This window comes from Streptomyces sp. NPDC093598 (assembly GCF_044764825.1).
Classification (GTDB): Bacteria; Actinomycetota; Actinomycetes; order Streptomycetales; family Streptomycetaceae; genus Streptomyces.
On sequence record NZ_JBIWIV010000002.1, the window covers coordinates 1,030,010 to 1,050,441 of the forward strand.

Annotated in this window: 16 protein-coding genes, 2 pseudogenes and 1 riboswitch; of the genes and pseudogenes, 3 read left to right on the plus strand and 15 right to left on the minus strand. The window is 73.1% G+C overall.

Annotation, left to right across the window (positions count from 1 at the left end):
* Positions 1 to 5: 5 nt before the first annotated feature.
* Positions 6 to 1,520 (plus strand): MFS transporter, encoded by a 1,515-nt coding sequence (locus ACIRDU_RS10690; RefSeq protein ID WP_403576871.1) that lies wholly within the window; start codon positions 6 to 8, stop codon positions 1,518 to 1,520.
* A 152-nt stretch (positions 1,521 to 1,672) separates the two neighbouring features.
* Here ACIRDU_RS10690 and ACIRDU_RS10695 read toward each other — a convergent pair whose 3' ends face one another.
* Together ACIRDU_RS10695 and ACIRDU_RS10700 are read right to left on the minus strand one after the other, a co-directional pair.
* A complete protein-coding gene (locus ACIRDU_RS10695) occupies positions 1,673 to 3,334 on the minus strand; it encodes an amidohydrolase (RefSeq protein WP_403576873.1) in 1,662 nt (553 codons plus the stop codon).
* 21 nt (positions 3,335 to 3,355) lie between these two features.
* Positions 3,356 to 4,852, minus strand: a complete 1,497-nt coding sequence (locus ACIRDU_RS10700) for an APC family permease (RefSeq protein WP_403576875.1) — start codon at positions 4,850 to 4,852, stop codon at positions 3,356 to 3,358.
* Positions 4,853 to 5,045: 193 nt separating this feature from the next.
* Here ACIRDU_RS10700 and ACIRDU_RS10705 point away from each other — a divergent pair, with 193 nt between their 5' ends.
* The gene (locus ACIRDU_RS10705) at positions 5,046 to 5,747 is read left to right on the plus strand and encodes a TetR/AcrR family transcriptional regulator (protein ID WP_403576877.1); all 702 of its coding nucleotides are present in this window, start codon (positions 5,046 to 5,048) and stop codon (positions 5,745 to 5,747) included.
* An 11-nt stretch (positions 5,748 to 5,758) separates the two neighbouring features.
* On the opposite strand, the gene ACIRDU_RS10710 is transcribed toward ACIRDU_RS10705, so the two are convergent.
* The 6 genes and pseudogenes from ACIRDU_RS10710 to ACIRDU_RS10735 all read right to left on the minus strand — a co-directional run bounded on the left by ACIRDU_RS10710 (position 5,759) and on the right by ACIRDU_RS10735 (position 11,276).
* Positions 5,759 to 7,528, minus strand: coding sequence for an ABC transporter ATP-binding protein (locus ACIRDU_RS10710; RefSeq protein WP_403577379.1), 1,770 nt, complete (start codon positions 7,526 to 7,528; stop codon positions 5,759 to 5,761).
* Between the two features lie 339 nt (positions 7,529 to 7,867).
* A pseudogene (locus tag ACIRDU_RS10715) lies at positions 7,868 to 8,293 on the minus strand (hypothetical protein); the annotation flags it as partial.
* Positions 8,197 to 8,424 (minus strand): annotated as a pseudogene (locus tag ACIRDU_RS10720) (STAS domain-containing protein); the annotation flags it as partial. The pseudogenes ACIRDU_RS10715 and ACIRDU_RS10720, both read right to left, overlap by 97 nt.
* Entirely contained in the window at positions 8,421 to 9,743 is a 1,323-nt protein-coding gene (locus ACIRDU_RS10725; RefSeq protein WP_403577382.1) for a PP2C family protein-serine/threonine phosphatase, read from the minus strand. The pseudogene ACIRDU_RS10720 and the gene ACIRDU_RS10725, both read right to left, overlap by 4 nt.
* Positions 9,743 to 10,546 carry an alpha/beta fold hydrolase gene (locus tag ACIRDU_RS10730; RefSeq protein ID WP_403577384.1) on the minus strand — a complete coding sequence of 268 codons (804 nt, stop codon included), beginning with the start codon at positions 10,544 to 10,546 and terminating at the stop codon, positions 9,743 to 9,745. The genes ACIRDU_RS10725 and ACIRDU_RS10730 overlap by 1 nt, the downstream gene beginning before the upstream one ends.
* Positions 10,547 to 10,619: 73 nt before the next feature.
* On the minus strand, positions 10,620 to 11,276 hold the full coding sequence (locus tag ACIRDU_RS10735) for a maleylpyruvate isomerase N-terminal domain-containing protein (protein ID WP_403576879.1): 657 nt from the start codon (positions 11,274 to 11,276) through the stop codon (positions 10,620 to 10,622).
* 166 nt (positions 11,277 to 11,442) lie between these two features.
* Here ACIRDU_RS10735 and ACIRDU_RS10740 point away from each other — a divergent pair, with 166 nt between their 5' ends.
* Entirely contained in the window at positions 11,443 to 12,579 is a 1,137-nt protein-coding gene (locus tag ACIRDU_RS10740; protein WP_403576881.1) for an amidinotransferase, read from the plus strand.
* Positions 12,580 to 12,619: 40 nt separating this feature from the next.
* Here the strand turns inward: ACIRDU_RS10740 and ACIRDU_RS10745 are convergent, their stop codons facing one another.
* The 7 genes from ACIRDU_RS10745 to ACIRDU_RS10775 form a co-directional block, all read right to left on the minus strand.
* Positions 12,620 to 13,474, minus strand: coding sequence for an energy-coupling factor ABC transporter ATP-binding protein (locus tag ACIRDU_RS10745; RefSeq protein ID WP_403576883.1), 855 nt, complete (start codon positions 13,472 to 13,474; stop codon positions 12,620 to 12,622).
* Positions 13,471 to 14,220 carry a cobalt ECF transporter T component CbiQ gene (cbiQ, locus tag ACIRDU_RS10750; protein ID WP_403576885.1) on the minus strand — a complete coding sequence of 250 codons (750 nt, stop codon included), beginning with the start codon at positions 14,218 to 14,220 and terminating at the stop codon, positions 13,471 to 13,473. Before cbiQ ends, ACIRDU_RS10745 begins: the two co-directional genes overlap by 4 nt.
* 6 nt (positions 14,221 to 14,226) lie before the next feature.
* Positions 14,227 to 14,595: an energy-coupling factor ABC transporter substrate-binding protein gene (locus ACIRDU_RS10755; protein WP_403576887.1), complete on the minus strand. Its 369-nt coding sequence runs from the start codon at positions 14,593 to 14,595 to the stop codon at positions 14,227 to 14,229.
* Complete coding sequence (locus tag ACIRDU_RS10760) at positions 14,592 to 15,293, minus strand: energy-coupling factor ABC transporter permease (RefSeq protein ID WP_403576889.1); 702 nt, start codon at positions 15,291 to 15,293, stop codon at positions 14,592 to 14,594. The genes ACIRDU_RS10755 and ACIRDU_RS10760 overlap by 4 nt, the downstream gene beginning before the upstream one ends.
* A 29-nt stretch (positions 15,294 to 15,322) precedes the next feature.
* A riboswitch (cobalamin riboswitch) is annotated at positions 15,323 to 15,508 on the minus strand.
* A 129-nt stretch (positions 15,509 to 15,637) separates the two neighbouring features.
* A complete protein-coding gene (locus tag ACIRDU_RS10765; protein WP_403576891.1) occupies positions 15,638 to 17,101 on the minus strand; it encodes a serine/threonine-protein kinase in 1,464 nt (487 codons plus the stop codon).
* A 217-nt stretch (positions 17,102 to 17,318) separates the two neighbouring features.
* Positions 17,319 to 18,626 carry an MDR family MFS transporter gene (locus tag ACIRDU_RS10770; protein WP_403576893.1) on the minus strand — a complete coding sequence of 436 codons (1,308 nt, stop codon included), beginning with the start codon at positions 18,624 to 18,626 and terminating at the stop codon, positions 17,319 to 17,321.
* Positions 18,623 to 20,431 carry an ABC transporter permease subunit gene (locus ACIRDU_RS10775; RefSeq protein ID WP_403577386.1) on the minus strand — a complete coding sequence of 603 codons (1,809 nt, stop codon included), beginning with the start codon at positions 20,429 to 20,431 and terminating at the stop codon, positions 18,623 to 18,625. Before ACIRDU_RS10775 ends, ACIRDU_RS10770 begins: the two co-directional genes overlap by 4 nt.
* Between the last annotated feature and the right edge of the window lies 1 nt (position 20,432).

Sequence of the window (20,432 nt, forward strand, 5' to 3'; positions counted from 1 at the left end):
CCCAAGTGACAGCGTCAGCGGCGGGCGGCCGGAACCAGGGCGCACAGGACGACGGGTACGAGCCGGACCCGAACCGTTGGCGGGCCCTGTGGGTCACCCTGGTCGCCGGGTTCATGAGCCTGCTGGACGTGTCGATCGTGGCGGTGGCCCTGCCCACCATCCAGCAGCAGTTGCACGCCTCCGCGGCCGAGGTGCAGTGGGTGGTGTCCGGCTACGCCCTCTCCTTCGGCCTCGCCCTCGTCACCGCCGGCCGCCTCGGCGACGCCCTGGACCGGCGCCGCATCTTCCTGTTCGCCCTCAGCGGCTTCGTGCTCTTCAGCGCGGCCTGCGGGGCGGCCCCGAACATCACGCTGCTGGTGGTGGCCCGGCTCGCCCAGGGCCTGGCGGCCGGCTTCATGGCCCCGCAGAACTCCGCGCTCATCCAGCAGATGTTCCGGGGCGGCGAACGCGGCCGCGCCTTCGGCTTCTTCGGCGCCACCGTCGGCATCTCCTCCGGCGTCGGCCCTCTCACCGGCGGCCTCATCCTCGCCCTGGCCGACGGGGCCCAGGGCTGGCGGTGGATTTTCTACGTCAACGTCCCCATCGGCATCCTCGCGGTCCTCCTCGGCCGCCGCCTGCTGCCCCGCACCCGGCGCTCCGGCCGGGAACACGTCGACCTGCCCGGCGTCCTGCTCCTCGGCCTCGGCGTCCTCGCGCTCATGTATCCGCTGGTCCAGGCCGAAACCGGCGGCCTCACACGGCTGTGGTGGATGTTCCTGGCCGGCGCCGGGCTCCTCTACGTCTTCACCCGCTGGCAGCGCCGCCTGCTGAACCGCGGGACCCAGCCGCTGCTCGATCCGCGCCTGTTCACCACCGTGCGCGGCTACGCCGTGGGCGCCGGCGTCGGCACGCTCTACTTCATCGGCTTCAGTGGGGTCTGGCTGGTCTTCGCCCTCTTCTACCAGCACGGCCTGGGCTTCTCCCCGCTCGAGTCCGGCCTCGCCGTCACACCCTTCGCCCTGGGCTCGGCCTTCGCCGCCGCGGTCTCCGGGCGCCTCGTCGACCGGCTGGGCCGCCTGCTCACCGTGGGCGGGCTCACGGGCGTGATCCTCGGGCTGGGCGGCGCCGCACTGCTGTTGCGCTTCGCGCCCCTCGACATCGCCCCCTGGATCGCCGCCCCGGTCCTGTTCCTCGGCGGCGTCGGCGGCGGGTGCGTGATCTCCCCCAACATCACCATGACGCTGCGCGACGTGCCCGTGCACATGGCGGGAGCGGCGGGCGGCGCCCTGCAGACCGGCCAGCGGCTCGGCGCCGCGGTGGGCACCGCCGCCCTGCCCGGCATCTACTACCTGGTGCTCGGCAGCAGGAGCGACGACTACCGCGGTGCGCTCTTCCTGGCGATGGCCGCCGGGCTCGCCGGGATGGCCGCGTCCCTGGCTCTCGCGGCGTACGACTGGCGGCGCGACCGGCGGAAGCCGGAGCCGCATCGTCGGTGCCCGGACGATGTCGCCCACCATCCGGTGCACGCCCGGCAGACCTGAGCGGACCCGCGGGTCACGCGGCTCACGAGGCCTGCGGCTGGGGCTCGCTCGCCGGACGGCGGCACCAACTCCGCCTTCGGCGTCTCGCCCCGTTCCCCGCGGCGCATGTCGGCGCCGCGCACGGTGAGCTCCTGCTCCCACTGGAACACGCCTCAGGCGCCGGTGTGCACCCGCCGGCCCTCGACGAAGGTCTCCAGGACCCGGGTCGCGGCGATCTCCTCGGGCGGGCCCGCGAACGGATCGCGGTCCAGGACGACGAGGTCGGCCGACTTGCCGACGGTGATGCTGCCGGTGGTGTCGTCGAGGTGGTTCACATACGCGCTGCCCGCCGTGTAAGCGGCGATGGCGGTGCCCAGGTCGATGCGCTGCTCCGGAAAGAAGGCCGGGGTGCCCTCGGGGGCTTCGGGGGAGACGCGGTTGACGGCGACATGGATGGCCTGGAGCGGATCGGGGCTGCTGACGGGCCAGTCGCTGCCGGCCGCGAGGGTCGCCCCGGCGCGCAGCAGATCCCCGAAGGGGTACTGCCACGCGCCGCGTTCCGGCCCCAGGAAGGGCAGGGTCAGCTCGTCCATCTGCGGTTCGTGGGCGGCCCACAGCATCTGCAGGTTGGCGCTCGCGCCCAGCGCACGAAAACGGGGCAGGTCGCCGGGGTGGACGACCTGGAGGTGGGCCAGGTGGTGGCGTGTGTCGCGGTTGCCGTTGGCGGCCCGGGCGGACTCCACGGCGTCGAGCGCCTCACGCACCGCGCGGTCGCCGAGCGCGTGGAAGTGCACCTGGAATCCGGACGCGTCCAGCTCGGTGACGTACTTCCGCAACTCGCCCGGCTCGACGAAGCTGATGCCGCTGTTGTCCGAGGCGCAGCCGCACCCGGTCAGATAGGGGTCCAGCATGGCGGCGGTGTGGTTCTCGGCGATGCCGTCCTGCATGATCTTCACGGTGCCGGCGCGGAACCGGTCCCGGCTCAACTCCTCACGCCTGGCCACGAGTTCGGGGATCTGCTCGGCGCCGCGCTCCCGGTCCCACCACAGGGCGCCGACGACCCGGGCGGTGAGCAGGCCCCGGTCCAGGGCCGTCAGGTAGGCCGGAGCCGGATCGGTCAGGTTGGCGTACGTGCCGACGATGGCGTCCTGCCAGGCGGTGACGCCGTGGGAGTGCAGCACGGCCTGGGCGCGCAGCAGGCCGGCGAGCTGCTCCTCGGGTGTGGGGTCCGGCACCAGCCTGCCCACCAGGTGGACCGCGCCCTCCTGGAGCATCCCGGTGGGGTTCCCCTCGGCGTCGCGCTCGATCCGGCCGTCGGCGGGGTCGGGGGTCCGGGCGTCGATGCCCGCGCGTTGCAGCGCCCGGCTGTTGACCCAGGCGCCGTGGTGGTCGCGGTTGGGCAGGAAGACGGGGCGGTCCGGGACGATCGCGTCGAGGGCGGCGGCCGTCGGGGAGCCGCCGGGGAACGCCTCCAGGGACCAGCCGCCCCCGGTGATCCACTCGGCGTCCGGATGCTCGTCGGCGTACGCTCCGATCCTGCGCAGGTACTCGCCCGCGTCGGCGGTGTCGCCGAGATGGCACTGGCCGAGTTCGAGGCCCGCGCCCATCGGATGGACGTGGGCGTCCTGGAAGCCCGGCAGCAGCAGCTTCCCGGCGAGGTCGACGACCTCGGTGCGCGGCCCGGTCAGGTCGCGCAGCTCGTCGTGACCGACGGCGACGATCCGCCCGCCGCGTACGGCCACCGAGGTGGCGCGGCTGCGGGCCGGGTCGACGGTGTGCACCGGACCGCCGGTCAGGACGAGGTCCGCGGGTCCCTGGGCAGGGGGGTGTGACATCGGGGTGAACTCCAAGGAGGGTCAGACCGCCGCGCGGTCCATCGGCAGGGTGAGGGCTTCGGCGTCGGTGCCGCGCCCGGTGGTGAAGTAGGGCGAGCGCCGGACGTACTTGGCCACGACGGCCATGGCGAGGCCGGCGAGGACGATCACGGCGGGCAGCGAGAACATGAACCAGCCGTTGTCCGGGCTCAGTTCGAAGTGATCGCTCATGGTGAGGTACGAGTATCCGAGGTAGCCGCCGAGGCCCAGCAGCACCAGCCCGGACGCGGCGGGCACGCCGACGCAGAGCAGCGCCTCGCGCGGTCCTTCGTGCCGTGCGGCGCGGAAGCGCACGGCGCAGGCGAGCGCGGTGAGGCCGTAGTAGAGGGCCACGATCAGGCCGATGGCGTTGACGGCGGCCAGCAGCATGTCGCTCAGCTCGGGGATCGCGAAGGCGAGCAGGGCGATCACGGCGGCGACGGACATCACGACGACCGTCCCGGCGGCGGGCGTGCCGTAGCGCGGGTGGACCCGGGTCCACAGCGGGCCCATGGTGCGGTCGCGGCCCATCGCGAGCAGGCCGCGCGCCGTGGGGATCAGGGTGGCCTGTACGGAGGCGACCGCTGAGAACATCAGGGCGAGCAGGGGCAGGGTGGCCCAGGGCTCGGCGGCCAGCTTCTCCCCGAGGTGGCCGAGGGCCTGCGGGCCGTTGCGGACGAGTTCCGCCAGGCTCATCTCGCGCTGGAAGGCGACCGAGGCGAAGAGGAACAGGCCGAGCATCGCGAACAGGGCGATGAGCCCGCCGCGGGCCGAGTCGCCCGGGTCCTTCGTCTCCTCGGTGACGCTGAACGCCGCGTCCCAGCCCCAGAAGAAGAACACCGCGAGGACCATGCCCTGGGCGAAGGCGGTGCCGCTGGAGATCTCGAACGGGTTGAACCAGGACAGGGAGACGGCGTGGTCGCCGGTGACCAGGGCCCAGCCGCAGAATCCGAGCAGCACCGCGTACTCGAAGACCAGCAGGGCGAACTGGAACCGGGTGGCGCTCCGGACGCCGGTGACGGCCAGGGCGGTGAGGGCGAGCAGGATCACCAGCCCGACCGCCGTGCAGACACCGGTGGACGTCGGGTCCAGGGCGATGCCGGCCAGGCTGCGCAGGCCCGCCTTGTTGGCGAAGGCCAGCATGACCGAGCCCATGATCGCGCTGGTGTAGGCGCAGAAGATGACCGAGCCGACCAGCGTCACCCAGCCGGTGAGGAAGCCGGGCCAGGGTCCGAGGGATCTGCCGACCCATGTGTAGCCGTTGCCGCAGTTGGGTTCGGAGCGGTTGAGACGGGCGTAGGCCAGGGCGATGCCCAGCACCGGCAGGAACGCCAGCAGGAGCAGCGCCGGGGCCTGCAGGCCCACGACGGTCGCGATCGTGCCCATGCCGATGGCGATGCTGGTGGTGGCCGCGGTGCTGGAGGCGGCGATGGCCACGCCGTCGACGACGCCGAGGGAACGGCGCAGCACGGGGCGGGGCGGGGGCGGTGCGGACGGCATGAAGGCTCCTCGGGGGACGGGGTGGGAAGAGCCGCGCGGGACTGTGATGGAACAGCCGGTGTCCATATTGGGTCAACCCTGTTGACGTAAGGCGACGGGGGCCGTTCACTGCGTTACGCGAGACGCCGCCGGTCGGCCGGGATGCCGTCGGTGCGCGAGAAGCCTTCGGTGCGCGAGGAGAGGAGTCCCGGTCATGACCACCCGTGTCCCGCAGGAACGCCGGCGTCGGAGACCGACCCGGTCGGGGGTCCTGCTGTCGGAGGACCTGATCGTGGAGACCGCGTTGCGGCTCATCGGCGAGCACGGCCCGGAGGCGCTGAGCGTGCGCCGGCTCGGCGCGGCCCTGGGCTGCGACCCGACCGCGCTGTACCGCTACTTCCACGGCACCGACGACCTGGTCCTCGCCATCGCCGACCGGATCATCGGCGACGCCATGGCCGGCTTCACCCCCGGGGACGACTGGGTGGCCTCCCTGCGCGAGATGGCCCTCAGGGTCCGCGCGGGGTACCTCGCCCATCCCCGGGCGGCCGCCATGGCCGCCCACCGCGTGACCCGGCGCCGCAACGAGATCCGTGCCGTGGAGACCGGGATCGGCCTGCTGCTCGCCGCCGGCTTCCCACCGGCCGACGCAGCACGGCTCTATCTCGCCTTCATCGACACCGTGCTCAGCCACGCCGCCACGGAGGCGGCGTTCCACGCTCTGCCCCCACACCGGCGCGAGGCCGATCACCGGTCGTGGCGAGACGTCTACCAGGACCTCGATCCGGCGACGTACCCGTCCCTGACCGCGGTGCGCGCGGAGCTGCCCGCGATGGCGGACAGCTCCTTCGAGCAGGCGGTGGACCTTCTGCTGGAGGCCCTGGCTGCCCGGGCACGGGCCCTCACGCGGAGGTGAGCGAGCCCGCGCTACAGCACCTCGGCCCGCCCGGGGGTGTCGTCCAGGAAGCCGCCCGACTGGTGCTGCCACAGCTTCGCGTAGGCACCCTCGATCGCGAGCAACTCCTGGTGGGTGCCCTGCTCGACGATCCGGCCGCGGTCGAGGACGACGAGCTGGTCCATGCCGGCGACCGTGCTCAGCCGGTGCGCCACCACCAGTGCGGTCCGCCCGTCCATGAGCCGCCACAGCGCCTCCTGGACCAGCAGTTCGCTCTCGGAGTCCAGGGCGCTGGTCGCCTCGTCGAGCAGCAGGATCGGCGCGTCCCTGAGGATCGCCCGGGCGAGAGCGACCCGCTGGCGCTGCCCGCCGGACAGCTTGACGCCCCGCTCGCCCACCATGGTGTCGAACCCGTCCGGCAACGCGTCGGCGAACTCCATGACATGGGCCGCCTCGGCCGCCCGGCGGATCTCGGCGTCGGTGGCGTCCGGCCGGGCGAAGGCGATGTTGTCCCGCAGGGTGCGGTGGAACATCGCCGGGTCCTGCGGCACGTACGCGATCCGGCCGCGCAGGTCGGCCTGGCGCACCCGGCTGATGTCCTGGCCACCGATCAGGATGCGGCCGCCGTCGATGTCGGTCATCCGCAGCAGCAGCCGGGTGAGGGAGGTCTTGCCGCCACCGGACCGGCCCACGAGGCCGATCTTCGCCCCGCTCGGCACGGCCAGGTCGAGGCCCTCGAAGAGCGGTCGCCCGCCCCGGTGGGCGAACGTCACCTTCTCGAAGCGGACGTCGGAGGCCCGGGTCCGCAGCGGCTCCGGTGCCGGCGGGTCGAGCACAGTGGGCGGCGTCAGGAGCAGTTCGGTGAACTGGGCGGCCTCCGTCATCGAGCTCTCCAGCCGGCGGTATATCTGGTTGAACTCGAACATGATCCGGGTGGCGTTGTTGTAGTAGGCGAAGGCGACCACGATCGCCTCCACGCCGTGCGCGCCGCCGCCCAGCGTCACCGCGAGCAGCAGGCCCATCGCGCTGGTGAGGACGGACATCGGCGCGACCAGCGTGTCGATGCGCAGATTGCCGTAGTCCCACGACCGCACGGTGAGCCGGCGTGACCTCGCGACCCGGGACCGGTGTTCGGCGGCCTCGCGCTCCTCCGCGGCGAACGCCCGCACCGTGTCCATGTTCATCAGACTGTCGGCGACATGGCCCGACACCCGGGCGATCGCCTCCTCACGCTGGTCGACGAGTACCTGGCGGCGCCGGACGAGCGGCACGACCAGCACCGCCGTCAGCGCGATCATCACCAGGAGACCGACGACGAGCAGCGGTTCGTAGCGCCACAGCACCACAGCGCCGAACGCCAGCGGCACGAAGCTCCCCACGATCTGGAACGTCAGCGTGTCGACGAACTGCTCGAAGCGGGACGCGAAGCTGAGGACCCGCTTGGTCAGCGAGCCGGCGAAGTTGTCGTGGAAGAACGCGGCGTCCTTGGCGAACAGTTCGTCCATCCCGATCACGTACAGGTGCTCGATGCCCAGGGCGTCGAGACGGTTGAGGCAGTGCAGGGCGATGCGCCACAGTGCCTCCGCGACCAGCAGGACACCGGCGAAGCCGAGCACGTACGGCAGCGTCGAGGCGACCGTGACGTCCTTGTCGCCGGCGAGGTCGCCGACGAGCTTGGCCACGATCAGCGGCGCGACGTAGTTGATTCCGATGTTGCCCAGCGCCGACAGCACCATCGCGGGTGCCGTCCACCGGCGGAGCCGGGACAACTCCCGTCCGTAGTAGCGAAGTGCGAGCAGCACCGAGCGCCTGCCCGGTAAAACCCTCTGTGTTTCCGGCGTTTCCATCCCACCCCTGTGTCGTCCTGTGGCCGCCCGCCACGCCGCGCGTGCGGGCAGGGGCCATCGCCGCAACGGATGTGTGAGGTTTCGGGTCGAGTCCGGAAGTGTCCCGCGATACCGACCACGGCGTCCAAGTGTTTTCCGGCCGGGGAATGGTGTGCGGGGAGCGCCAAGGGGCGCGGCGGGCGGATTCGGGACTCGGGGTGGGACGGTGGCGCACGCCGGTGAACGGCGCGGCGGACGACGGGGTGGGGGGATGGCCAGCGTGACGGGGGAGGACGCGAGCAGCCAGGCCAGCGCGATCTGCGGGACGGTGGCCCCGTGCCGTTCCGCGACCTTGACCATGCGGTCACCGGTGAGATCGCTCATGCCGCCGCCCAGTGGGAAGAACGGCACGAAGGCGATGCCGGCCTCCTCGCAGGCGGCCAGGAGCCGGGCGTCGTCGCGCTGTCCGGCGTGGAAGTGGTTCTGGACGGCCGCGACGGGCGCGATCGTCCAGGCCTCGGCGAGGTGACCGGAGTCGGCGTCATGACGCGGCGCTGGAGTCCGGGCGCAGGGTGAAGACCTGGTAGGCCGACGAGGGTGAGGACGCGCAGCAGGTTCGCCGGTACGGCGGCCAGGACGACGTCGGCGTCGGCGGCCAGGGCGTGCTGGCGGGCGGCGAGGAGTGCGGTGATGCCCGAGGAGTCGCAGAAGTCGAGCCCGGACAGGTCGAGGACCAGGCACTGCCCCGGCGAGAGGGTGAGCCGGTCGAGAGGGGGGCGGAGGGCGGGAGCCTGGTCGAAGTCCAGGTCGCCGGCGACGTGCAGAACGGGGCCGGTCGCGGTGTCGCTCCGTTTGATGGTGAGCGGGTTCATGAGGTGTGAATCGTCGTGGGGGCCATGAGGGAAGGGGCGGCGGGAACGCCGAGGGCCAGCAGGGCGGTGTCGTCGTCGAGACCGTCGCCGAAGCTTTCGAGCAGCGCGGTGAGGGCACCGATGACCTCGTGCGGTGCGGCGGGGGCGTGTTCGGTGGCGAAGGCGTGCAGTGCGTCCTCGCCGTACAGGTCGTCGCGGCGTGGGCCGAGGCGGGCCTCGGTGAGACCGTCGGTGTACAGCACGACCGTGTCACCGGGCGCCAGTACGGTCTCCGCGGTGCCGATCGGCGCGCCGGGGACGACGCCGATGAGCAGCCCGCCAGGGGTGGGCAGGAACTCGGCACGGCCGTCGGACCGCAGGACGAGCGCCGGCGGGTGGCCGCCCGAGGCGAGGCGCACGGTCGTCGGCCCGTGCTCGCCGCCCGGCTCGACGATCCCGACGATGCAGGTGCAGTACCGGGGGTTGCCATCGCCGGTGTACCGCTCGTGCAGGACGGCGTTCAGCGTGCTCAGCGCCGAGGCCGGGTCCGGGTCGTGGTGGGCCGCGGCGCGCAGGGTGTAGCGGGTCAGCGAGGTGAGGGAGGCGGCCTCGGGGCCCTTGCCGCACACGTCGCCGAGGAAGAACGCCCACCGGTCGCCGGCGACGGGGAACAGGTCGTAGAAGTCGCCGCCGAGCTGGTCCGGCGCGGCCGTGTGGTAGTGGACGGCCGTCTCCAGGCCGGGCACCGCGGGCAGCGAGTCCGGGACGAGGGAGCGCTGCAGGACGGCGAGCGCGTCGGCCAGCCTGGTCCGGTCGGCCTCGGCCTGCCGCCGGGCCTCGTCCGCCTCGGCGCGGGCCCGCTCGGCCTCCTGCCGGCGGTGCAGGAGTTCCTTCTCGTAGGCGCGGCGGTCCGAGGCGTCGAAGACGGTGATGCGGATCAGCAGGGGCTCGCCCTCGGTGCCGTACTTGATCACGGCGGAGACCAGCACCGGCAGCCGGCCGCCGTCCTGGCGCCGCATCTCCAGGGCGATGCCCCGCAGCTCGCCCTGCATGCGCAGCAGCGGGGCGAAGTGCGTTTCGTAGTACAACTTCCCGCCGATGGTGAGCAGGTCCGCGAAGCGCTTGCGGCCCGCCACGGCCTCGCGTTCCAGGCCGAGCCAGTCCAGCAGCGTGGTGTTGATCTTGGCGATCGTGCCGTCCATCATCGTGGACAGGTAGCCGCAGGGCGCGGACTCGTACAGGTCCTCCACGCTGTCCTCCAGCAGTGCGGAGAAGGCCGCGTCCGTGCTCGCCTCGTCCCCCGTCCCGGCGGGCTCCTGTATGCCGCCGGCACGACACATCACTTCAGCGACTTCAGGAAGTCCAGGATCGCCTCGGCGGTGGCCTCCGGCGCGCTGAGCTGCGGGCAGTGCCCGGTGGCGTCGAGCGTGACCAGACGGGAGGCGGGGATCGAGGCCTGCACATAGGCGCCGACCTCGCGGGGCGCGATGGCGTCCTGCTCGCACTCCAGCACGAGCGTCGGCACGGACACGCCCTTCAGGTCCTCGCGGCTGTCGGTGAGGAAGGTCGTGCGGGCGAAGACCCGGGCGATGTCGGGGTCGGTGGCGCAGAAGCTGTTGGTCAGTTCCTGGCCCAGCTCCGGCCGCTCCGGGTTGCCCATGATCACCGGGGCCATCGCGGACGACCAGCCCAGGTAGTTCGCCTCCAGGGAGGCGAGCAGTTCGTCGATGTCCTCCGTGCTGAAGCCGCCGCGGTAGCCCTCGTCGTCGATGTAGCAGGGCGAGGGGGTCACCATCACGAGCGCCCCGATCCGCTCCGGCGAGGCCTGCGCGGCCAGCACTCCGACCATGGCACTGACCGAGTGCCCCACGAACACCGCCTGCCGCAGGTCCAGCTCCTCGCAGACGTCGACGACGTCAGCGGCGTAGCCGCCCAGCGAGGAGTACCGCTCCTCGCTCCATACCGAAAGGTCCGAGCTGCCGGAGCCGACGTAGTCGAACAGCACCACCCGGTAGCGTTCGGCAAGCACCGGCACCACCAGCCGCCACATGTTCTGGTCGCAGCCGAACCCGTGCGCCAGGAGCAGCACCGGCGCGCCGTCGGGTCCGACGACGTTGACATTGTTCCTGCGGCGGATGTCCATGCCGCCCATGCTCCCACCTCAGCCGGAAGGGTTCGACGGCGGGCCCGTGAGCAGCGGATTCGCGGCCGCGAAGTCAGCCCAGGTACAGCGGCACCTTCGAGGCCAGTGCGCCGAGCTCGGCCTGCTCCGCCTGGGTCGGCGCCCGCCTCCCGGTGCCGATCAACAGGGCGTCCACGTCGTGGAAGGAGGCAGGGAACGGGCTCCCCACGATCTGCTCCAGCATCTCGCGGGAACGGGTGAGCCCCTCCGCCGGCGGCTGCGCCGGGTCCGGGAGGTAGGCGATCAGGTCGAGATGGTGCAGCGTCCACTCCATGACGTACGTGTCGAGGTAGTCGGCCACGGTGAGGACCTCGTCACGGGTACCGACCCTCCCGGCCGGGTCCGCGAGCAGGGCGGCGCGGCCGGCGGCGGAACCGACGTCGTCCAGGTGGAACGTGAGCAGGCGCGGATCCTCGTACGCGGCCGCCAGCCGGACCGTCAGCGCGTCGAGCGGGTCGTCGCCGGTGGGCGGCGTGGCGGAGATCTCCCAGTACGTCAGCGCGTCACGCGTGGGTTCCCGGCCGGACGGGGTGGCCAGGGTGATCAGAACGTCCTGGGCGTCGATGATCAGGTGGCACACCAGGTCCCGCACCAGCCAGCCCGTACAGCCGGAGGGCCGTCCGAAGTCCTCGTCGGACAGGTCGTCGACCGCCGCGCGCAGTGCCGTCCAGGTGCGTGAGAAGAGATCCACCTCGGCACCGTAGTGCGGTGCGGCGAGCGTGGACAAGCGCGTTCCGGGCACCTGGACAGTAGCCGGGAGCGTCTCGACCGTTGACGTCACGACTCCGGCGGGTCACGTTGAGTTATCCGGCACCTTGCGGCGTATCACAGAGCTTGCGATTCGAAGAGTGGTGAGCATGACCGTCCTGCAGAATCCCGGAGTACCGCCCGCGCCCGGCGAGGGCGCGGAGCGGCTGGTGTCGCCGGTCGGTTCCCACACCGAGTGGGATCCGCTGGAGGAGATCATCGTCGGGCGCCTGGAGGGCGCGACGATCCCCTCCGACCACGCGGTGGTGACCTGCAACGTGCCGCCGTGGGCAGGGCGGTTGCAGGGGCTCGCGGCCGGTTTCCGGTATCCGCGGCTGCTCGTCGAGAAGGCGCAGCAGGAGATCGACGCCTTCGTCGCCCTGCTGGAGTCCCTCGGCGTCACGGTCAGGCGACCGGAGGCGGTCGACCACCGGCGCCGCTTCGGCACCCCCGACTGGACCTCGCGCGGCTTCTGCAACACCTGCCCGCGCGACAGCATGCTCGTGATCGGCGACGAGATCATCGAGACGCCGATGGCGTGGCCGTGCCGCTACTTCGAGACGCACTCCTACCGCCCGATCCTCAAGGACTACTTCCGGCGCGGCGCCCGCTGGACGGCGGCCCCCAAGCCGCAGCTCACCGACGAGCTGTTCGATCCGGACTTCCGCGTCCCCGAGCCGGGCGAGCCCATGCGGTACATCCTCACCGAGTTCGAGCCCGTCTTCGACGCGGCGGACTTCGTCCGGGCGGGACGGGACCTGTTCGTCACCCGCAGCAACGTCACCAACGCGACGGGCATCGACTGGCTGCGACGCCACCTCGGCCCCGAGTACCGCATCCACGAGATCGCCAGCCGCTGCCGCACCCCGATGCACATCGACACGACGTTCGTCCTGCTCGCGCCCGGCAAGGTGCTGATCAACCCCGAGTACATCGACGCCGACCGCCTGCCCGACGTCCTCGGCTCCTGGGACGTCCTGGTCGCTCCCGAGCCCGACCCGATCGACGAGCGGCTGCTCAGGCTCACCTCGATGTGCGGCAAGTGGCTCAGCATGAACGTGCTCATGCTCGACGAGAAGCAGGTGATCGCGGAGCGGCACCACACCGGGATGCTGCGCGCGCTGGAGAAGTGGGGCTTCGAGCCGATCCCGTGCGACCTGCTGCACTACGCCCCCTTCGGCGGCTCGTTCCACTGCGCGACCCTCGACATCCGGCGCCGCGGCACGCTCCAGTCCTACTTCGACTGACCTCGCCGTTCCCGGCCCGGCGAGGCACGGGGGGTGAGCCTCACCTTCCGGACGCCCCCGGTCGGGCGGGCGTCACAGCGGCGAGTTCCTCCGGCGTGCGCGGCCCCGGCTCCGTCTCGGTCAACAACCCATGGGCGCGCAGGAGTTCCTCCGCCGCCGCCCCCCACGGCAGGCGCAGCCCCGCCTCGCGGAGGAGATCCGTGCGGGCCAGTGCCGTGGCCGCGGGCCCGGTGCGGACGCCGGACGGGGTGAGGAGCGCCGCGTCGTCGGCCCAGCGCAGGGCGAGGTCGACGTCGTGCGTGGCCATCACCACCGTGGTGCCGGCCGCGCGGAGCCCGTCGAGGGTCGCCAGGAGCCGTTCCTGGCCGTCGGGGTCGAGTCCGGCGGTCGGCTCGTCGAGGACGAGGACGCGCGGCCGCATGGCGACCGCCCCGGCGATGGCGGTCCGTTTGCGCTGCCCGTAGGAGAGCAGATGGGTGGGCCGGTCGGCCAGGCCCGTGATGTCCAGCGCGGCGAGCGCCTCCGCCACCCGCGCCCGCACCTCGGTGTCGTCCAGGCCGAGGTTCAGCGGCCCGAACGACACGTCCTGCTCGACGGACGCCGCGAACAGCTGGTCGTCCGGGTCCTGCACCACCAGCTGCACGGTCGTCCGCAGCCGGGTCAGGCCCTTGCGGTCGTACGACACCGGCTGTCCCTCGACCGTCAGCCGGCCCTCGTGGGGCCGCAGGCCGCCGGAGAGCAGCCGCATCAGCGTGGTCTTGCCGCTGCCGTTGCGGCCGAGCAGCGCGAGCGCGCGCCCCTCGCGGATCTCGAAGTCGAGGCCGCTGAGCACGGCCGGACCGTCCTCGTAGCCGAAGGACACGCCCCGCAGGGCGACGAGGGCGGGCTCGCTCATGTCAGCGGCCTTTCCAGTACGAAGGTGAGGACGGCCAGCACCGCGAGCAGCGCGCAACTGGCCGCCGTGAAGCGGACGGAGACCCGGGCCTCGGGCACCAGGACGCGCAGCGTGCCGTCGTAGCCGCGCCCGGCGAGCCCGGCCTGGAGACGGGTGGCCCGGTCGAAGGCCCGGACGAACGCGGTGGCGCCGAGCCCGGCCAGGGAACGCCACTCCGCGGCCCGGCTGGTGTGCCCGAGCCGGGCCGCCTGGGCCTCCCGGATGCGGCGCACGGCGTCCAGCAGCAGGAAGCTCATCCGGTACGTCACCAGCGCGACGTCGACGACCGGCGTGGGAATCCCGGCCCGGACCAGGCGCGGCAGCAGGTCCGACATGGGTGTGGTGAAGGCGAACAGCAGCACGCCCAGGGAGGCCGCCGAGGTGCGCAGCAGCAACTCCCCGGCCCGGACCGGCCCGTCGGCGGCGAGGGAGACGAAGCCGCCCGGACCGCCCACCTGGACGAGCAGGGTGACGGCGCCGGTCACGCAGAAGCCCAGCGGCACCCGGTAGGCCCGCCACAGCCGCCGCCCGGGCACACCGGCCGGCCCCAACAGCACCACCAGGGCGGTCAGGAGCACCAGGGCCGCACCCGGCCAGGGCGGCAGGGAGATCGCGAGCACCGTGAGGCCGAGCCCGAGCACGGCCTTGTCCACGGGATGGCGGCGGCGCCAGCGACTGCTGTGCGCCGCCGCGTCGATCGGCAGCACCCGGGCTCAGTCCCGTTCCGCGGTGGACTTCCCGGCGGCGTCCGCGAGCGCGCTGCCGGCCTCCCGCTCCAGCGTCCGCTGCTCGCCCTGCCGGCGTCCCCGGCGCAGGCCGAAGTAGTAGGCGAGGACGCCGGCGCCGAGGGCCGCCTGGAGGGCGAACAGCGCCGACTCGATCTCGCCGGACGGCGGCTCGTACAGCGGAGAGAACCACGGCTCGTAGTCCGGCTTCAGCTCCGTGATCGCCGTCTCGGCCTCGGCGTCGGCGCCCGTGAACGGCTCCTTCTTGTGGTCGCCGAGGCCGAGCGCCAAGGGCAGCACGGCGAGCGCGGCCACGGCGAACAGCAGCAGCAGGTTGATCTTCGTGTTCCGGCTCATCGGGCCACCGCCTCGGTCTCGGTCCGTGCCTGCTTCTTGGCGAGGAGCACGCCCAGCCGGGTCAGTTCGCCCTTGCTGGACTGCACCAGCAGCCGCATCACGAGCACGGTCAGCAGGCCCTCGCTCACCGCGAGCGGGATCTGGGTGACGGCGAAGATGGAGCCGAACTTGCCGAGCGCGCCCAGGAATCCGCTGCCCGGGTCGGGGAACGCGAACGCCAGCTGCACGCTGGTGACGCAGTAGGTGGACAGGTCGGCGACGAACGCGCCGCAGAACACCGTGACCATCAGTGGCGCGTTGGAGCGCCGCAGCATTTTATAGACGGCGTATCCGGCCCAGGGGCCGACGATCGCCATCGAGAAGACGTTGGCGCCGAGCGTGGTCAGGCCGCCGTGCGCGAGCAGCAGCGCCTGGAAGAGCAGGGTGATGGTGCCCAGCACCGCCATGATGGGCGGCCGGAACAGGATGGCTCCGAGGCCCGTGCCGGTGGGGTGCGAGCAACTGCCCGTGACGGACGGCAGTTTCAGGGCGGACAGGACGAAGGTGAAGGCGCCGGACGCACCGAGGAGCAGGGTGCTCTCGGGGTGCTCGCGCACTTCACGGGTGAGCGACCGGACCCCGTGGACGACGAACGGCGCCGACGCGACGCCCCAGGCGACCGCGTGCGCCGGAGGAAGGAAACCCTCGGCTATGTGCATGGCTCAGCAGACCCTCTCCAGCACCTCGTGGATGGTTGACGCGCCTTGGCCGGTCTCCTGGCTGACGGGTACCACCGCCCGGACTCCGCCTTCCCGGGTCGCAAGGACCCAGTGGCTGCCCGTGAGGGCCGGAGCCGGACTTCCCGATTCACAGTGGCGAGGGCCGCACCGGCATCACACCGGATTTCCCGTTCACCAAGGCCTGGTGACAATAAGGCCGGGGTAAGGGCGATGACAAGCCACCCCAGGGGGCGCGCGAGGGGGCGCCCACTCGCACACCGGCGCATCCCTCGGCTGATCCACGCGCTGCTGGCAGGGCCCCGCCGTACGACGTCACGGCCGCGTCAGTCGTCGCCCCCGTCGTCTGCGCCGGCGTCACTCTCCCCGTCCTCCCCGGCCTGGCGCGGCTTCTGCGGCTTCGGCTGCCCCGGGCCGCCGTCACCCGCTTCCTGCGTCGGAGGCGTTGCGCCGGGCGCCGGAGCGGGAGGCGTCGGGGAAGCGGTCGGCGTGGGCGGAGTGACATCGGCCACGGTGCCGGTGGTCGGCGTGTCGGCTGCCCCCGGGCCGGCCGCCGGGCCGGTCCCGGGATCGGCCTCGGAATCGGAGGACGAAGACGACGCGGAGTCGGTGGACGGCGTGGCGGCGGGGCTGCTCGCGGACGGGGACGTGTCGGGCTCCGTGCCCTCCGTGGTCGTGTCGGGCGAGAACCAGCGCATGCCGATGAGCATCGCCGCGAGGAAGAGTGCCGCGGCGGCGGCCGTCGCGGCCAGTCTCGACCGGTTGCCGCGCCCGCGCGAGCGGCCCGAACGCCCCGCCTGGGCCGCCCGGGCCGCGGTGCGATGCCCCGTGGTCGCGGGCAGCGCGTACGTGGTCGGGTTGCCGGCCCCGGCGGCGGCGTACGGGCCCGGCCCGGCGGACGTCGCCGCGGACGTGGTCGTCGGCCGCAGCGGCGGCGAGACTTCCGGGAGCGGCTCGGGCAGGCCCCGCCAGGCACCCCCGGTGAACCACTCGGCGGCCTGCTGGGCGGTGGGCCGGTCCTCGGGCTGCTTGGCGAGCAGACCGAGGAGGTAGTTCTCGAACGCGGGCGGGAGTCCGGAGACACCGAGTTCGCGAGGCGGCACGGGGGCGGAGTCGAGATGCTGGTGGAGGAGGGCGACGGCGGTGTCGGCCTGGAACGGCGGGCGGCCGCTGAGGAGCTGGTAGAGCACGCAGCCCAGGGAGTACATGTCGGAGGCGGGCCCCGCGGGCTTGCCCAGGGCCCGCTCGGGCGCGAGGTAGAGGCCGGTGCCGACGATCTGGCCGGTGGCGGTGAGCGCGGCGCCCGGGTCGTCGAGGAACCGCGCGATGCCGAAGTCGCCGATCTTGAGCGTGCCGTGGGCGTCCAGCAGCAGGTTGGCGGGTTTGACGTCCCGGTGCACGATGCCCTGCGCGTGCGCGGCGGCGAGCCCCGCGGACGCCTGCGCGGCGAGCCGGGCCACCCGCTCGGCGGGCAGCGCGCCGGAGCCGGTCAGCACTCCGGCGAGACTGTCGCCCTCGACCAGCTCCATCACCAGGTACAGCCGGTTGTCGTACTCGCCGAAGTCCAGCACACCGACCACGTTGGGGTGGTTGAGACGCCCGGCGGTCTGCGCCTCCAGACGGAACCGGGACGTTGCCGTGGCGTCGGTGTCCTGGGGCAGCAGCAGCTTGACGGCCACCGCTCTGGCGAGCGTCTCGTCGTACGCGCGCCAGACCTCTCCCATTCCACCGCGCCCGATCTCAACATCCAGCCGGTAGCGGCCCGCTAGCAGCACTCGTCCTCGTCTCATGCGTGTGGGAAGGTCGTCGCCGCAGGCCGAACTCCCCGCTTCTGCACGGGGATTGGTGGGGGGTGCCGCAGCCGACCCAGGATACTGGCGCGGCATGACCACTGATCTCCACAGCGGTGTCCTCGGAGGGTGCGGTCTCGGAAATCCCGGAGCGAAGAGGTCGTCCGCCGGAGTGAAGCTCCCGCGCGCCCGGTCGCCGCAGGGCGCCGGCGCCGTTTCAGGCCGCCGAGCTCGCCCCCTCCTCACGGCGCGGCAGCAGAGCCACCGCCAGCGCGGGTACGGCCGCGAGGACCAGCCACGGCACGGCGGCAGGCAGGCCCAGGTCGAGCAGGGAGCCCGTGGCCGCGCTGCCGGCGAGGACGATCAGGCCGGAGACGGACGACAGCGCACCCATGTAGAGGCCGAGCCGGCCCTCCTCGGCGAGGTCGGGCACCCAGGCGCGCGCGGCGGGCACGACCAGCATCTGCCCCACGGTGAGCAAGATCACGAAGCCCGCGGCCGGCAGCAGCCCGGCGGCGCCCGTCCAGCCTGCGGGCCGCGCCGCGGCCACCACCGCGAAGCCGGATGCGATCAGCAGCAGTCCCGCGGTCATGGAGCGGCGCAGATCGAGCCGGTGGCCCGCCCAGCGGGTCACCGGCAGCTGGGTGAAGACCACCAGCACCGAGGACAGCGCGAAGAGCCAGGACAGGGGCGCCTGGGAGCCGGCCGCGCGCTGCACCTCGTCCGGCAGGGCCAGATACAGCTGGTTGTAGGCGAGCAGGTAGGTGCCGTACGCGCAGCACAGGGCGAGGAAGCGGCGGTTGCGCAGCAGGACGCGGGCCCCGCCCCGCTCCCGGACGCGGACCCGGCCGGGGATGTGCTGCGGCATCAGCCACAGGTGCCCGGCGAGGACGAGCACGAACACCGCGGCACCGGCGAGGCACGCCGTGCGGAAGTCGACGGCGAGCAGCAGTGCGCCGAGCAGCGGCCCGGCGAACGCCCCGACCTGGCCCGCCACACTGAACAGGGCGAGGACCCGGGTGCGCGGGCCGTGCCCGTCCTCCTCCCAGACCACCGCCTGGCGGGCCACCTCGGACTCCACGGCCGGAGAGAACAGGGCGGCGGCGAAACCGATCACCAGCACCGCCCCGATCACGGCCCCGCTCGCCTCCGCATGGCCGAGCCACGCGAACCCGGCGATGCGCAGCACACAGCCCGCCAGCACGACCGGTCGCACCCCGAACCGGTCGACGAGCCAGCCGCCGACCACGAACAGCCCCTGCTGGCTGAACGTGCGCAGCCCCAGCACGAACCCGACCAGCCAGCCCGCCATGCCGATCGCGGTACCGAGGTGCTCGGCGAGGAACGGCAGCACGGCGTAGAAGCCGATGTTGAAGGCGAGCTGGGTGAGGATCAGCAGCCGCAGCAGCGGCGACAGTTCCCTGCAGAGCCGCCAGGTGCTCTCGCGCGGCGCCTCGGGCGCCGCACTGCCGGTGGACGCGCGGGGGGCCTTGCGGCCCAGCACGCGGGAGATGAGGTGGGTCATCGTTCTTCTGTCGGTGAGGCGGACACGGAAGTCAGGAGGGCGTCGGGGCGGTCGGGTCGCCGCAGCGGGGCCGGCATGACCCGTTCCCCTGGTGAGGGGGCCGGGCGGGCGGGCCGTGTACGCCGCCGGGGCGGTCGCAGGCCGCCCGCGGCCGTCACCGCGAGCGCCCCGAGCAGGGCGAGTACGGCGGCGGGGAAGAGGACGGCCCAGGGGGCACGCTCGGCGTACGGCTGGTTCTCGGCGAGCAGCAGGCCCCAGTCGGGGGACGGCGGCTGGGCGCCCAGGCCGAGAAAGCCGAGCGCGGCGAGGCTCAGCGCGATGCCCGGGAGCCGGAGCAGGGCGTGCCGGGCGACCGGGGGCAGGACAGCGGGCAGCAGTTCGTGCACGAGCAGGTACCAGCGGCCGGCGCCTAGCGCCCGGGTGGCCGTCAGGTGGGTGGTCGCGCGCTCCTGCCGCAGCAGGGAGGAGGTGTGCGCGGCCAGCGGGGACCAGGCCACGACGGCCACGGCCGACGCGGGCGTCCAGGGGCCGCTGCCCATGATGCCGGTGACGAGGAGGCCGGCCAGTACGGGCGGTACCGCGCTGAGGGTGTCGACAAGCGGCCCGGACAGCCTCGGCAGCAGCCCCAGCAGCAGTCCGGCGACGAGGGCGGCGGCACTCACCGCGAGGGCGGTGCCGAGGGTGGTCAGCGCCCCGTGGGAGATCCGGGCGAGGACGTCCCGGCCGAGCGCGTCCGTGCCGAAGGGGTGCTCCGGGGAGGGGGCTTGCAGCCGGGCGAGCGTGTCCAGGGCGAGCGCGTCGCGGGGCAGCCCGAAGCCGATGACGGCGGCGAGCAGTCCTCCATAGAGCAGCGGCAGGGTACGGGGCGCGGGGGGCCGGGGCCGGTGCAGGGACTGCAGGGCGCCGTCGCGCAGCGCCGGACCGATCAGCAGCCGGGCGGCGAGCCGGGCGAGAACGCCGGCGGTGGCCGCGAGCAGGACGAGGGCGAGTGTGCCGGTCTGCAGGGCGGGCAGGTCCTGGGAGAGTGCGGCGTGCAGGGTGAGCCGGCCGAGGCCCGGGATGTCGAAGATCTGCTCGACGGCGACCGATCCGCCGGTCAGTCCGACCACGAACAGTGCCAGGTTGGGCAGCAGTCCGGGGACACAGCGGCGCACCGCCTGCCGCGCCACGGACTTCGGCGGAACGCCGCGCGCCGCGGCCGCCATGGCCCAGGGCTCTTCGAACGCGCCGGGCAGCAGGTCGTCCAGCATCCGCCCCAGAACCGCCCCTGCGGGCAGGCCGATGGCGAGCGAGGGCAGCACCATCCACTGCGGCCCGTACCAGCCCAGGGCGGGCAGCCATCCCAGCTGCACACCGATCACCGAGGCCAGCACCGAGGCGACGAGGAACTCGGGCAGCGCGGCCAGCACGGCCGTCCCTGTCCCGCCGGGACGACGCTCCCCGAGCCGGCCCCGGGCGCCCAGCCGGAGCGTGCGGGCGCAGACGGCGGCCGCCGTGCCCGCGGCGACCACCAGGGCTCCCGCCATCAACAGCAGTGACACGCCGAGTGCTTGCACCACGCCCGGCAGCACCTGGCTGCCGGACACCCACGACGTGCCCGCGTCCCCGTGCAGCAGCCCGCCCAGCCAGCGGCCGAGCAGCATCAGGGGGCCGTCGTCGAGGCCCAGTTGGTCCCGGATGGCGCGCAGGGTCTCGGGCGTGGGGTCGCGGTCCGCCGACCGCGCCCTGAGCACGGTCAGCGCGGGGTCGGTGCGCGACAGCCAGGGCAGCAGGCCGATTCCGCACACCAGGGCGGCCACGAGCACG